This is a genomic window from Pseudoalteromonas sp. NBT06-2 (assembly GCF_002276045.1).
Lineage (GTDB): Bacteria > Pseudomonadota > Gammaproteobacteria > Enterobacterales > Alteromonadaceae > Pseudoalteromonas.
Genome location: NZ_NQMR01000015.1, coordinates 28718 through 41874, shown reverse-complemented (window position 1 = coordinate 41874; position 13157 = coordinate 28718). Strand labels below are relative to the sequence as shown.

16 protein-coding genes and 1 pseudogene are annotated in these 13157 nt (G+C 34.0%); 13 read left to right on the top strand and 4 right to left on the bottom strand.

What is annotated here, in order from left to right:
* Positions 1-97: 97 nt before the first annotated feature.
* Genes CJF42_RS27215 through CJF42_RS04865 form a run of 3 tightly spaced genes read left to right on the top strand, consistent with a single transcriptional unit; the run spans position 98 to position 1367 of the window.
* Complete coding sequence (locus CJF42_RS27215; protein WP_170940476.1) at positions 98-262, top strand: hypothetical protein; 165 nt, start codon at positions 98-100, stop codon at positions 260-262.
* A 30-nt stretch (positions 263-292) separates the two neighbouring features.
* Positions 293-664, top strand: coding sequence for a hypothetical protein (locus CJF42_RS04870; protein ID WP_095365601.1), 372 nt, complete (start codon positions 293-295; stop codon positions 662-664).
* Positions 657-1367 (top strand): hypothetical protein, encoded by a 711-nt coding sequence (locus tag CJF42_RS04865; protein ID WP_095365600.1) that lies wholly within the window; start codon positions 657-659, stop codon positions 1365-1367. Before CJF42_RS04870 ends, CJF42_RS04865 begins: the two co-directional genes overlap by 8 nt.
* 125 nt (positions 1368-1492) lie before the next feature.
* Here CJF42_RS04865 and CJF42_RS04860 read toward each other — a convergent pair whose 3' ends face one another.
* Entirely contained in the window at positions 1493-2143 is a 651-nt protein-coding gene (locus CJF42_RS04860) for a helix-turn-helix transcriptional regulator (protein WP_095365599.1), read from the bottom strand.
* 159 nt (positions 2144-2302) lie between these two features.
* Between CJF42_RS04860 and CJF42_RS04855 the strand changes: the two are divergent.
* The 5 genes and pseudogenes from CJF42_RS04855 (at position 2303) to CJF42_RS04830 (ending at position 6979) form a co-directional block, all read left to right on the top strand.
* Positions 2303-2911, top strand: a pseudogene (locus CJF42_RS04855) (NAD(P)H-dependent oxidoreductase).
* A 30-nt stretch (positions 2912-2941) separates the two neighbouring features.
* Positions 2942-3346 (top strand): VOC family protein, encoded by a 405-nt coding sequence (locus tag CJF42_RS04850; RefSeq protein WP_095365598.1) that lies wholly within the window; start codon positions 2942-2944, stop codon positions 3344-3346.
* A 569-nt stretch (positions 3347-3915) separates the two neighbouring features.
* The gene (bfr, locus tag CJF42_RS04840; protein ID WP_095365597.1) at positions 3916-4386 is read left to right on the top strand and encodes a bacterioferritin; all 471 of its coding nucleotides are present in this window, start codon (positions 3916-3918) and stop codon (positions 4384-4386) included.
* Position 4387: 1 nt separating this feature from the next.
* Positions 4388-4864 carry a bacterioferritin gene (gene bfr / locus CJF42_RS04835; protein WP_095365596.1) on the top strand — a complete coding sequence of 159 codons (477 nt, stop codon included), beginning with the start codon at positions 4388-4390 and terminating at the stop codon, positions 4862-4864.
* A 204-nt stretch (positions 4865-5068) separates the two neighbouring features.
* Positions 5069-6979, top strand: a complete 1911-nt coding sequence (locus tag CJF42_RS04830; RefSeq protein ID WP_095365595.1) for an alpha/beta hydrolase family protein — start codon at positions 5069-5071, stop codon at positions 6977-6979.
* A gap of 62 nt (positions 6980-7041) precedes the next feature.
* Here the strand turns inward: CJF42_RS04830 and CJF42_RS04825 are convergent, their stop codons facing one another.
* A complete protein-coding gene (locus CJF42_RS04825) occupies positions 7042-7452 on the bottom strand; it encodes a GFA family protein (RefSeq protein WP_095365594.1) in 411 nt (136 codons plus the stop codon).
* 10 nt (positions 7453-7462) lie between these two features.
* A complete protein-coding gene (pip, locus tag CJF42_RS04820) occupies positions 7463-8410 on the bottom strand; it encodes a prolyl aminopeptidase (RefSeq protein ID WP_095365593.1) in 948 nt (315 codons plus the stop codon).
* 309 nt (positions 8411-8719) lie between these two features.
* Here pip and hpf point away from each other — a divergent pair, with 309 nt between their 5' ends.
* On the top strand, positions 8720-9052 hold the full coding sequence (hpf, locus tag CJF42_RS04815) for a ribosome hibernation-promoting factor, HPF/YfiA family (RefSeq protein WP_095365592.1): 333 nt from the start codon (positions 8720-8722) through the stop codon (positions 9050-9052).
* Between the two features lie 76 nt (positions 9053-9128).
* Here hpf and CJF42_RS04810 read toward each other — a convergent pair whose 3' ends face one another.
* Complete coding sequence (locus tag CJF42_RS04810; RefSeq protein WP_095365591.1) at positions 9129-9671, bottom strand: NUDIX hydrolase; 543 nt, start codon at positions 9669-9671, stop codon at positions 9129-9131.
* Between the two features lie 350 nt (positions 9672-10021).
* Between CJF42_RS04810 and CJF42_RS04805 the strand changes: the two genes are divergently transcribed.
* The 4 genes from CJF42_RS04805 to CJF42_RS04790 all read left to right on the top strand — a co-directional run bounded on the left by CJF42_RS04805 (position 10022) and on the right by CJF42_RS04790 (position 13156).
* Positions 10022-11305, top strand: a complete 1284-nt coding sequence (locus CJF42_RS04805; RefSeq protein ID WP_095365590.1) for an efflux RND transporter periplasmic adaptor subunit — start codon at positions 10022-10024, stop codon at positions 11303-11305.
* A gap of 158 nt (positions 11306-11463) precedes the next feature.
* Complete coding sequence (locus tag CJF42_RS04800) at positions 11464-12159, top strand: ABC transporter ATP-binding protein (protein ID WP_095365589.1); 696 nt, start codon at positions 11464-11466, stop codon at positions 12157-12159.
* Positions 12160-12168: 9 nt separating this feature from the next.
* Positions 12169-12801, top strand: coding sequence for an ABC transporter permease (locus tag CJF42_RS04795; protein ID WP_095365588.1), 633 nt, complete (start codon positions 12169-12171; stop codon positions 12799-12801).
* Positions 12785-13156 carry an AAA-type ATPase lid domain-containing protein gene (locus tag CJF42_RS04790; protein WP_095365587.1) on the top strand — a complete coding sequence of 124 codons (372 nt, stop codon included), beginning with the start codon at positions 12785-12787 and terminating at the stop codon, positions 13154-13156. Before CJF42_RS04795 ends, CJF42_RS04790 begins: the two co-directional genes overlap by 17 nt.
* The last annotated feature ends 1 nt before the right edge of the window (position 13157 follow it).

Here is a 13157-nt window from a genome sequence, read left to right as displayed (position 1 = left end):
CTTTTTTAACTTTCAATTTATATTACGAACAAAATATTATAGAAAATAATAAATCAGCTTAATGATTAAGCTGATGAAGGTATATTAAGGAGTAAAAATGGAATTTTTAAATGCTGCATTAACCTTCCCAACAGTTGTATTTTCAGTGCTATTAATCATCGTAATTTTATTTTGGTTAGTGACAATCGTTGGCTTATCCGACATAGATATGTTTGAAGCAGATGCTGAACTCGAAACCGAAACTAATACCGTAAGTACATAGAGATTATTTAATAACTTAGGCTTAGGTGAAGTGCCATTAACGGTTTCATCGAGCATTATTATTATGACTGCTTGGTTGATCAGCATTTATAGTCAAGCTTGGTTTTTAAATGCCTTTAAAACACACGATTTATACTATGTCTTTGGTGCAGTACTCATATTTACTTGCAGTATAATAGCTTTACCATTAAGCGCATTACTCACAAAGCCACTGAGGCGGTTCTTCACCAGTAAACAAACTGCTCATAAACACGATTTTATAGGCTTAGAATGCATTATTGCCACCTCAAAAGTGACTGAGACATTTGGCCAAGCAAGAGTCACATTTCAAGGTGCTGAACAATTAATTGAAATACGAGTACAAGATTTAACCCACAAATTCAACCTAACTACAAGTGGCTAACTCTATTAGTCAAACTAGCCCTCAAAGCCAGTTACAAACCATAGCAGAATCTTTAATCGCCAATAACTCTAGTGAGCAACTAGCAACTATTAACCACACGCTTACTCAACTAGATAACAACAATAACTTACAACAATTATCACAATCACTCAGCCAAGCGATCAGTGCCAGTAACAACTCAGATAAGCTTTGTGAACTAACTCAATCACTAACGCAAGCTATCAGCGCCAATAACAACACCGATAAACTATCAGAGCTAACACAGGCAATCAGTACTAATAACAATGCAGATAAACTGACAGAGCTAACACTGGCAATCAGCGCGAATAACAATACTGATAAATTAGCTCAATTAGTTTTAGCAATTAAAAACAATAATAATTCAGATCAGCTATCGCAACTCATTAATATCAATAAGCAGTTAATCGACACATTACAACAACAAACTGTACCTGAGGTGAATATCGATAATCATACCGATCCACAAGTAGCAGATGCTGTTCAAGCTATAGCGCAAACCATTGATGTTTCTTTATTACCTGTATTAAAAATTATGCACCATAAAATAAGACTCGATCATGATGTATGGAATAAAGTGGATGCGATATCTAAAAAATTAAGACAACTTGATCCTGCTTTTAATGAACCAGAAAGCACATTAACCAATCACGATGAAGAGATTGTCGCAACTAGAAATAATTAAGTGATATTAACTGTGAAAACAAGCAAAAAACGAAGATAGATATTTTAACCGACTTACCTAATCGTCGTTTTTGAGAAAAATATAAAAACACAAACCAATTATAAATGTAAAACTTGTGACCCTGTTCAAATCTTATCAAACGCTTTTACTTTATAAGCACAGCGCCTAGCACCTTCAATAATATGCTCTTCTCTTGCCACAGTTGCAACATCAGCTAAAATAGTTTGAAATAAATTCAGTTCAGAACGGCAGAAATTCAAACAACTACTCGCAGCTGCACATATTGGACAATGGTTTTCTAAAAGCCAAAAAACAGTGTCATCACATTTTTTATCATCAAGAGAGCCTTTAATCACATTAGCCATATACCCTTCTTCAGTTCTAAGCTCTGCCAAGGTATTTAACTTATCTTCTAAACTCTCTTTATCCGCTAATGCAGTTTGATATAAATCTAATGAGGCTTGCTCTCTATGAGAAATGAGTTGTTCTAATCCAGAGTCACCAAATACACTTTTAACTGAATCAATTAACTGAACTGTGAGCTCTTCATGTCTATCTGAGAAGCGACTATTACTTTTAGTTGTTAATGCCCAATATCGTGTTGGCCTACCTCTTAATGCTTTTTTATCTTCGAAGCTAATATCGCCAGACTCTTCTAATGCCTGCAAGTGTTGCCTTACACCCATAGTTGTCAATTGCAATTCACTTGCTAATACTTTAGCGGTTAATGCACCTTCGACTTTAAGTAAGCTAATTATTTTTTCGCTTGTTTTCACACCTTCACCAATAAGCTATTTTTTATTTTCATCTCTATTATTCCTTAATCAAATATTAAGTAAACTTTTTTATTTACTTTATTTTAAAAGTACCCTTTACAAGCTTAAGTAAAGAGTTTACTTTACTTAATAATTAATAAACAAAAAAGTTTACTAAATATGAATTTACTTATTGTGAACGGTAGTCAAAGAGTTGAATCCCAAAGCGCTAAAGTTGCTAATTATTTAATTCAAGTAGAAAAATTATTTGATGACGTCACGCATATCGAACTATGCAAATATAATTTGCCATTTTGGGATGGTGAGCAATCAAGCAAATCAAAGGTAGGTAGTTAATGGCCTTTAATAAATAAAAAGATACAAAAAGCGGATGCCCTTGTTTTAATCACACCTGAATGGGGTGGTATGGCAACACCTATTCTTAAAAATTTTTTATTAATGTGTGATGCACAAAATACTGCTCATAAGCCAGTTTTACTGACTTCAGTAGTCAGTGGTATCAGTGGTGCCTACCCTATTGCAGAATTAAAAATGAATGCACTTAAAAACAACAAACTGGTTGCGACACCAGATCACTTAATTATTAGAAATGTTGAGCAAGTATTAAATGATAATCAAGATTTAACCTCTAGAGATACTAACTTAAGAGATCGTATTGATTACAGCATGCATATGCTGCATCAATATAGCGGCGCATTAAAAAAAATTAGAGCGCAGCATAACAGTCAACCTTTCCCTAAACAGCAAGAATATTTATATGGTATGTAAACCATAAAAAAACAAATTAAGGAGATATTTATGAACTTAAATCAAATCACATTACCCGTAAACAATATGAAACAAGCAACCGAATTTTATGTTTTACTGGGCTTTTTATTCATAGTTGATACACCTCACTACGCAAGGTTTGAATGCCCCAATGGTGCAAGTTTCTCATTGTCATTAAATGAAGAATCATTTAGCAATGGCGCAACAATATATTTTGAGAATGAGGATTTAGATTTTTGGGTTGAAGCACTGATCTCCAAAGGTATTGAATTTAAACAGTTACCAACAGATCAGTCTTATTTATGGCGGGAAGCCGTTCTTTTAGATCCATCAGGTAATAAAATAAAACTATACCATGCAGGTGTCAATAGATTAACTCCCCCATGGCGAGTTAATTTAAAATCACATTATAAACTAATAAAAACAATAAGATAAACCTATAAAATTTAAATTTACTCGTAAAGAACTTTAAAATTATTTACATTTTATCAAGCAGCTTTCCTTCACTGGAGCGTAGGCGATAAAGGGCTGTGGTATGGTAAAGCTAGAAATGGGATCCACTTTGATGATGATTACCAATATTTATCGTTAAATGATAATAGAGAAAATGAAAACCGTGATCTATCGGGGCATCAAATTGGTTTATTATATAGACCCAGATGGTTATAAAGTAAAATTTGTTCAAGATAATACTGATAAACCTAATCTTATAAATAGGTATTAATGATGATTTCACACTCATTGAAGTTTTAGCTTTAACATTCGCATAAAGTAAACGTCAATGATAAACACATTTTAAATATACACAATAATCACGTAAAAACACATCTAAAAACGTAATAAAAACGTAATAAAAACAACTCTAATTTGCATTGTAAGTACCTTATTTTAAAAGAATATATCAATTTACCATTTATATAAAAACAATCTAACGTGGTATTTTTTTTGTCCTAAACTAAAAGTACCTAAATGTATTTACCATTAAAGCAAAGTAGGACAAAAACATGAAAGGCAAAAGTAATATAATAAGCTCTTTGAATCAGATCCTGACCTATGAGCTAACCTCAATAAATCAATATTTTTTACATGCACGAATATTTAAAAATTGGGGGCTAGAAGAACTCAACGAAAAAGACTATAAAAAATCAATAAAAGATATGAAACAAGCAGATGATTTAATTGAAAGAATATTATTTTTAGAGGGCTTGCCTAATTTGCAGCATTTAGAAAAGCTACGTATAGGTGAAGATACCGCAGAAATGATTCAATGCGACTTAGACTTTGAAATGGAACAAATTTCCAAACTTCGTAAAGCCATTGCACTATGTGAAAAAGAAGAAGATTACGTCAGCAGAGAATTACTGGAAGACATCCTCGAATATGAAGAAGGACACGTTGACTGGATCGAGTCACAACAATTCTTAATTGATAATACAGGCATAGAAAATTATCAACAATCTATGATGGAGGAATAACATGCAAGGTACTAAAAAAGTAATAGATCTACTCAACAAACAATTAACACTAGAATTAACCTCCATGGATCAATATCTTGCTCATGGTAAAATGTTTGAAGATTGGGGGATAGATAAACTTCATGAACATGAAATGCATGAACATGAGGAAGAACTCGGACATGCTAAACGTTTAGCTGAACGTATTTTGTTTTTAGAAGGCAAAGCAGATACAGCCTCTAGAGAACCCCTATTGATAGGCTCCAATACGAAAGAAATGCTAGAGAATGATTTAAAAGCAGAACGCGTAGTAGCAGACAGCTTAAGAATGATCATTGGTGTTTGCGAGCAAGAGAAAGACTATGTTAGCCGCGAGATCTTAGAAGATCTACTAGATGATACTGAAATGGATCATATTTACTGGTTAGAGCAGCAACTTGGTCTCATTAATAAAGTCGGTATTCATAACTATATTCAATCTCAAATGAGTACACCGTAAAAAGCATTAATTTAATACAAAACAGCCTTTAATAATTAACTCTTATTGGCTGTTTTATTACATTTACTTTAGGCGACGAGGCTTAAATACATACTGCCTTACTAAAGTTGTTTCAGTTTTTTCTTATATTAAAGTATTTATAAGTACTCTTAATTAGTATTTTCTTTATAATACATTGAAAATTCAGCAATATAAGGAGATATAATGCGAATATTAATATATTTAGCAATATTACTCATTTCAACACAACCCCTTGGAAAAATATCAGCACCAAAAATTGAAAATTATGGAGAGTTACCAAACATTAGCTTAATGGTGCTATCTCCTGATGCCCAAAGAATTGCCTATAGAGATACATCTACAGACAAAGATTTACTTATCATAAGAGAGTTAAAAACTAAAAATCTAATTTCAGCAATTGATATTTCAAACGTAAAACCAAACTTTGCTTATTTCATAAGTAATGAAAAACTTATTCTAGTCGCCACTCAAAACCGCTACTTAAATGGTTATAGAGGTCGCCATGAAGTTAGTGCTGCTTTTGCTTTTAACTTAGCAACAAATAAACTTCATCAATTACTCATTCCTGGCAAAGGTATTTACGGAGGTCAAACACAGTTAGGCCGTGTTATTGGTATCAGCCCCGACAAGAGATATGCATATATGCCTGCTTATAAAGATCTCGGCTCTTTTAATTTATATAAAGTCAATTTAACAAAGAATAAAAGACCTAGAATTTATAAGCGAAGTAAAAAAGATACGATTGATTTTTTTATGGATGATCAAGCTAATGTGTTAGCTAGAGAAAGATATAATAATGATACCAATATACATCAAGTAGAATCTTTAATTGACGGTGATTGGGTTCAAATTTTCAAAGAAGAAACCTCTTATAGAACAAAAAGCTTTGCAGGAATAACACCTGATTTCAAAAGTTTAGTAATGTTAAATAAAGACAAGAAACATGGGCGCGTTGCTTATTTCACTATGTCACTAGCTGACGGAAAAATATCTGATGCCACATTTAGCCATAAAGACAAAGATGTAGAAAGATTGCTGACGGACATCAATCGGGTTGTACATGGTGTTAGGTATTCCGGTTTTACACCTACTTACGATTTTTTTGATAATAAACTAAACGCACGTATACGCGGTATTAATCATGCGATGCCAAACAATGCTTTTATAATTGCAGATTATACGCCTGACTGGAGTAGTATAATCTTATATATGGACGGAGAAAATAGTTCTGGTGATTATGTATTATATCAAAATAGCACGTTAAGTAGGCTAGCCTCTTTAAGGCCCTCAATTACACCTGAAACTGTAAACCCTGTTACTCAATACTCTTTTAAGGCTAGAGATGGCTTAATAATTCCAACATTAATGACTAAACCGGTTAATTCTAAACTTGAAAAATTACCAGCTATTATTTTGCCTCATGGTGGTCCTGAGTCGTACGACACAGTAAGTTTTGATTGGATGAGTCAATATTTTGCGAATCAAGGATATTTAGTAATACAACCACAATTTCGCGGCTCTACAGGTTTTGGCCCAGAACACACATTAGCTGGTCGCGGACAATGGGGTAAAGCAATGCAAGATGATTTGACTGATGCAGTTAAAGATCTAATAAACAAAGGTCATATTGATAAAGATAAAGTATGTATTGTGGGTAGTAGTTATGGTGGTTACGCGGCATTAGCGGGTGCAGCTTTTACACCAGAGCTATATCAGTGCGCAGTTTCAATAAATGGAGTTGCTGACGTCGAAGCTATGCTCAAAAAAGAGAAAATAAATTATGGCAGTGATCATTGGGTGGTATCGTACTGGCAGGATCTCATTTCTAATGGAGATATAAACAAAGATCACTTAAAACAAATATCTCCCATTAACCATATTAAAAATATCAATATTCCAATCTTATTGATCCATGGAGAATTAGATAAAATTGTGCCAATTTCACAATCAGAAGAAATGTTTGATGAACTAGAAGATGCAGATAAAAAAGCAAGTTTTATTGAACTTGAAAAAGGGGATCATTACCTGAGTAAAGGTAAAAATAGAATGCAAGCATTACGAAAAATTGATGAGTTTATAAAAAAACATATTTAATTTATTCAATAAAATACAAAAATAAATAAAAACTCCAATGAGCATTGGAGTTTTTATTACAACTACTTCTGACGACTCGGTTCAAATGCATCATACCTAGGTAACCCTGCATCTAAGTCTTCCCAATTAGCTTGTGAAGATACAAAATTATGAGATATAGGACGTTCAATAATATCAGACTCTAAAATACCTAAACGTAACCTTAAACGGCTTGGATCATCTTGGTTTTCACTATATACAGGTGAACCACATGCTGAACAAAAATGACGAATTCGTCCTGGTTTAAAAGTAAATGAAGATAACTTTTCTTGTCCTTTTACAACTTCAAAATCACTTGATTGTATAAAACCATTGGTAGCAAAAGCAGTACCACTTGATTTTCGACATAATGAACAATGACAATGAATAATATCGCTAATAGCACCTTTTAACGCGACTTCTACTTCACCGCATAAACATTTACCTGTATACATTTTAAATCCTTTAAACTGTTAGCATTTTTTTAGTTGCTGCTAATAAATTATGTTTTGTTGCAGGCTCTACTGAAGCGTGACCTGCATTTTCGCTGATCAATAATTCTGATTTTGGTAAATGTTGATGCAAGCTCCATGCATTATCAAACGGACAAACAACATCATAACGGCCATGAACAATCGTTGTTGGAATATGCGCTATTTTATCGCAATTAGCTAAAATTTGATTGTCAGTTAAAAAGCAATCGTTAACCATATAGTGTGCTTCATGACGCGCTAAACTCCAACTAGATTCATCATCTGTTTTGTCTGCTACAAATGCTTCATCTGGCAATAAAGTACAACAACGGATCTCCCATTGTGCCCAAGCTTTTGCAATTTTTAATGCAAGATCTTTATCTTCACCGATCATAATTTCATAAGCAGCTTTAATAGAAGTATCAGTTAGACCTTCAGGTAAGGTATTTAAATATGCTTGCCAGTAATCAGGGAACAGTCGTGTCGCACCACCACCAGAAAAAGCCCAGTTGGTATCGTCTGGTCTAGCTAAGAAAATCCCTCTTAACACTAAGCTTTTTACATTGTCAGGATGAGTTTGTGCATACACTAAAGATAATGTTGAACCCCATGAACCACCAAAGACATGCCAGCTATCAATATTTAATTTAGCTCGGATCATTTCTATATCAGCAACTAAATACTTAGTTTCATTTTTCTCTAAACTGCCATGAGGTTTTGAGCGACCGCAGCCTCGTTGATCAAATAAAATTATATGATATTTTTCAGGATCAAAAAAACGTCGATCTGTTTCAGAGCACCCGCCACCTGGGCCACCATGAATAAACAAAACAGCTTGGCCTTGTGGATTACCACATTCCTCTACATAAATTTGGTGATCATCACCAACTTCTAATAAAAAATCATTGAAAGGTGTTACTTCAGGATAAAATTCATTCATTTTTTTGTCTCACTATTCTTGTCTGCTGCAAAACTATCAAAAAACGCTTATGTATAAAATATCTAATGAGAATTTATAATGGTTTTATTCTTTACAATTAATCAAAGAAGTATATTGCAAATTTGTAAGTATATGAGGGTTTTCAAACGCGAAGCAATTTAACAGCATGCGCCCAAATTAATTTCATTTCAAGAAAAACAATCACTATTTTGTTAATTAAAAAAAATTAAATTTTTTTGTCATTTACCCCTTGTTTTTTTGATGTACAAGACCGATTATTATATTGAAGATAATGAAAAGGATACAAATATGAAGATAGAGATTTCCGGTCATCACGTTGAAATTACTGAAGCTATTAAACAATCCGTAGAGAATAAGTTTTCTAAAATCGGCCAGCATTATCCAGATATTATGTCGCTAAAGGCTATTGTTACAGTAGAGCGAAATGAACAAAAAATTGAAGTGTCAACAGTATATGAAGGAGTAAGTATTTCAGTTAACGCATCAGACAAAGAATTATATGCAGCAATTGCAAGCGCAGTTAAAAAGTTAGAGTCATCTTTGTCACATCGTAAAGGCGTTTTAAAAGCAAATTTACACAATAAGCTATACTCAGCTGAAGTTTTAGATGAAATTGAATAATTAGTAAGTTTTGAGTGAGCTTGCTCAAAATATTGAGCAAGCTTTCCCACCATTTAAGCCTATTACAACAAACTACTTAACTACATATACTTTCTAGCTGTTTAACTAAGCCTAGTTCTACAATTCGTTTTAGTAAAAATGTTTCTCTTTCTATCGACATACCTTTTTTAGGACTATTCGCTATCGTATCTTGGTTGTGCTTAATTGCTTTAAATATATTGATCCAAACTGGTTTCATACCATTTTTAATTTCATAATCTTCTAGCTTTGTTTCCCCTAACTCATCATCTATTGAGCATGTAAAACAATAAGATAACATATGAACAATATCAAAATCAGCTTTATACCAAGGTCTAAATTCTTCATATAAACCAAACTCTTGTATATTTTTAATATTACATGCTCCTGTTTCTTCGCTTAACTCACGTATTAAACCAGCTTGAATATCTTCCCCCTCATCAATACCACCACCAGGTAAAGTATAATCGTGATATCTCGCGGTATACACCATCAAAATATTTTCACCTTTTAAGATAATACCTCGGGCAGCTTTACGCTGAAACATGCTCTTAGATAAAGATTTAATATTAGGGTGTGTAGTTGATTTTAATAATTGCATAGTGAGTACTGCCAATATTTCGGTTAGAAGAAATAATAAAACAGCGCATTATAGCCAACCATAAAAAACTAGCTAGTATTTTTCACCACTATTATACAGGCTAAATAACAGCCTCTTGATTAATTATATAGTTCAATTGCTTATTTCTAAATAACTCAACCATGTTAAATAAAGCGTAACAGATCTATTACCGTACACCTGTCCGCGGACTGTCCGCTGTCCGTCCGTACTATTATCACAAAATCATCAAAAAAAATAAGAACAAATAAATCAACGAGTTAAAACATGGCACGTTAGTTGATAAAGTAAATAATAATTACACGATAAAAATATTAATAAGGACATGGGTCATGATTAAAGACACTTCACAACAAGACCGTGCAGTACAACCTAAAAGTAATCGCATTTTAGGTATTAATCGTACAAGTATCATTGCCCTAACATGTGCGACTGCAATAGCTGCCATTGGTTGGGTCAGCTATCCTGCAATGGCATCACTGTTAAGTGCAGATCTCACCGTATCAAAGCAACAAGTTCGCTTAGCAACCGTTGAGCGCGGTCTATTTATAGAAGATATTCGAGTTGAAGGTCGAACTATTGCTGCAGTAAATCCAACGCTCTACTCCATGGATGAAGGTACGGTATTTTTACATGTTAAACCTGGGGATACTGTTGAAGAAGCGCAACTATTAGCTGTAATCGATAGCCCACAACTTAAAAGTGAATACGCACAAGAGCAAGCCAGATTAGATGAACTTTCAATTCAAGTTGAGCGCCAAAAAATTCAAACTCGCCGTGACCTATTAAATAATCAACAAACAATGGAAATAGCCGCTGTAGATTTAGCCGCAGCACAAAGTGAAATGGCCCGCTCAAAAGCCAGTATCGATAAGTCGCTTATTTCACAATTAGAATATGATGAAGTAGTTGTACGATTAAAGCGCGCTACACTTACTAATAACCATGCTATTGAAAGCTTAAAACTGCAAAAAGAACAACTTGAATTTGAACTCAAAGCACTTGAGCTGCAATTACAGCGTCAACACCATATCAGTGAAGAGCTAGAGCGTAAAGTGGCAGCTTTAGAGATTCGTTCACCACTAAATGGCATTGTCGGAAATATTAGTATCCAACAAAAACAAGCTGTTTTACGTAATACACCACTATTATCACTGGTAGATTTATCAGCATTTGAAATAGAAGCACAAATCCCTGAAAGCTATGCCGATGAACTTGGGTTAGGCTTTGATGCCAATATCACTTTAAATGGTCAGTCTTATCCAGGGAAATTGACTGCGATTTCACCTGAAGTCAATAACGGACAAGTCTCTGGACGTATTCGTTTAACGGATCAAATTCCAGGCATGCGTCAAAACCAACGCGTATCAACGCAAATCATTATTGAACAAAAAGACAACATTCTCACTCTACAAAGAGGAGCTTTCGTTGAGTCAGGCGCAGGTCTAAAAGCTTACGTAGTGAAAGATAACTTAGCACAAAGAGTAAAAATAAAACTTGGTGCTCGTAGCACTGGCAAAGTAGAAATCACATCAGGTTTAAAGCAAGGCGATACCGTAGTCATTTCAACGCTCGCACCATTTAATGATCAAAGCCAAGTATTAATAACCCAATAAAATTTCCTGAGAGAGGTTTTATTAATAATCGCTTCGCGATGTAAAAATAATAAGAATTCGCTTTAACTACTAAAAATGAGTTAAAGGCATTCAATATAATCATTTCGCCACATAGTGGCCTCAATAAAACTGCGCAGCAAATTTATAAGGATTTTAAAATGTTATCAATGAAAAACGTCAGTAAAATATATCGTACAGATTTAATTGAAACCCATGCACTCTGTGATGTTAATTTAGAAGTTGCCGAAGGTGATTTTGTATCAGTAACAGGCCCTTCAGGCTCAGGTAAAACTACTTTTTTAAATCTTGCAGGCATGCTTGAAACCTTCGAAAAAGGAGATTATTTTTTAGATGGTGTCAACATCAAAGGTTTAAATGACAATCAGTTATCTCGTTTAAGAAATGAAAAAATAGGATTTATATTTCAAGGCTTTAATCTTATTTCAGATTTAAGTTTATATGACAATGTAGAAGTCCCTTTAATATTTCGAGGCCTAAACCGTAACGATCGTAAAAAACGCATAGAAGAATCATTAGAGATCGTAGGTTTAGCCTCACGTATGCATCATTTACCTAATCAACTCAGTGGTGGTCAACAACAAAGGGTCGCTATTGCCAGAGCATTAGCGGGTAAACCGCGCTTTTTATTAGCCGATGAACCCACTGGTAACTTAGATTCATTAATGGCGCGCCAAGTGATGGATTTATTACAAGATATCAACAAAAAAGGTACAACCATTATCATGGTAACCCATGATCCTGAGCTTGCGCGCCGCGCCAATCGTAATATTCAAATTCTTGATGGCCAAGTGAGTGATATTCAGCAATCTCAATTAACTGATATGGCTGTTTAGGAGCATCAAATGAATGAGTTACTCAAACAAGTTTTACACAGTTTAAAACATAAAAAAAATCTGAATGCGCTAATGGTGATCACTATCGCTATTGGCATAGCCTTAATGACCACTATGATGACGATTTCGCTACAACAGCAAAAAGTACCACTACCGCATAAAAGTGAAAATATACAACTTGTCATGTTAGATAATAGGCCCGCTCATGCCCTAGAGCAAGAAGCGTCTCGTATGCCAAGAACGACTTATAAGGATGTAGAAAACATATTCAACGCTCAGTTACCAGTCAAGAATTTAGTGAGATTATGGGAAACGCAATTTATAGCTGAGCCTGAGAACTTATTAGCAAGACCTATGAATTTATCTGCTAGTGCAACCAACTATCAACTTTTCAACCTGATGGAAATGCCATTTATTTATGGAGAACCTTGGAGTAAAGAAGTTGAGTCAAGTTCTCAAGCGGTTATTGTGATAGATAAAACCGTAAATGATGCACTATTTGGTGGCGCTAATTCTGTTGGCAAGCGAATTTTAGTAAATAAAAAGCCATTGACCATAGTGGGTGTGATGGATATATCGGTTCATACCAGACGATTTCAAAATCGATATTTTAGCACCAGAAATAATGATCAGTGCAACTAACGAAAACCTCACTGAAGCCATAAAAAAAGGCAATTTCAGAGAAGATTTATATTACCGATTAAATGTCATTGAACTTGATTTACCCGCGCTCAACCAAAGAAAAGAAGATATTAATGAGCTTATATCATTATTTATGAATAATGATAAAATCCTATCAAAAGGCGCTGAAAGCTTAATTCAAAACTATGATTGGCCAGGTAATGTAAGAGAATTACAAAATGTAATTCAGCGAGCGTGTTTATTATGTGGTGATAATGAAATTCAACCTGAACACTTAGGCATCAAACGCTCTAAAAACTCCCGAAGTGAGATTGCAGAATATACTAAATCAGATATTAAAAAAGCTTTAGAATAAG

Bases quoted from the DNA above. Each gene is read 5' to 3' on its own strand.
- CJF42_RS27215 (WP_170940476.1), top strand. From the start codon at position 98: ATGGAATTTTTAAATGCTGCATTAACCTTCCCAACAGTTGTATTTTCA.
- CJF42_RS04850 (WP_095365598.1), top strand. From the start codon at position 2,942: ATGAACTTAAATCAAATCACATTACCCGTAAACAATATGAAACAAGCA.
- bfr (WP_095365597.1), top strand. From the start codon at position 3,916: ATGAAAGGCAAAAGTAATATAATAAGCTCTTTGAATCAGATCCTGACC.
- bfr (WP_095365596.1), top strand. From the start codon at position 4,388: ATGCAAGGTACTAAAAAAGTAATAGATCTACTCAACAAACAATTAACA.
- CJF42_RS04830 (WP_095365595.1), top strand. From the start codon at position 5,069: ATGCGAATATTAATATATTTAGCAATATTACTCATTTCAACACAACCC.
- CJF42_RS04825 (WP_095365594.1), bottom strand. From the start codon at position 7,452: ATGTATACAGGTAAATGTTTATGCGGTGAAGTAGAAGTCGCGTTAAAA.
- pip (WP_095365593.1), bottom strand. From the start codon at position 8,410: ATGAATGAATTTTATCCTGAAGTAACACCTTTCAATGATTTTTTATTA.
- hpf (WP_095365592.1), top strand. From the start codon at position 8,720: ATGAAGATAGAGATTTCCGGTCATCACGTTGAAATTACTGAAGCTATT.
- CJF42_RS04810 (WP_095365591.1), bottom strand. From the start codon at position 9,671: ATGCAATTATTAAAATCAACTACACACCCTAATATTAAATCTTTATCT.
- CJF42_RS04805 (WP_095365590.1), top strand. From the start codon at position 10,022: ATGATTAAAGACACTTCACAACAAGACCGTGCAGTACAACCTAAAAGT.
- CJF42_RS04800 (WP_095365589.1), top strand. From the start codon at position 11,464: ATGTTATCAATGAAAAACGTCAGTAAAATATATCGTACAGATTTAATT.
- CJF42_RS04795 (WP_095365588.1), top strand. From the start codon at position 12,169: ATGAATGAGTTACTCAAACAAGTTTTACACAGTTTAAAACATAAAAAA.
- CJF42_RS04790 (WP_095365587.1), top strand. From the start codon at position 12,785: ATGATCAGTGCAACTAACGAAAACCTCACTGAAGCCATAAAAAAAGGC.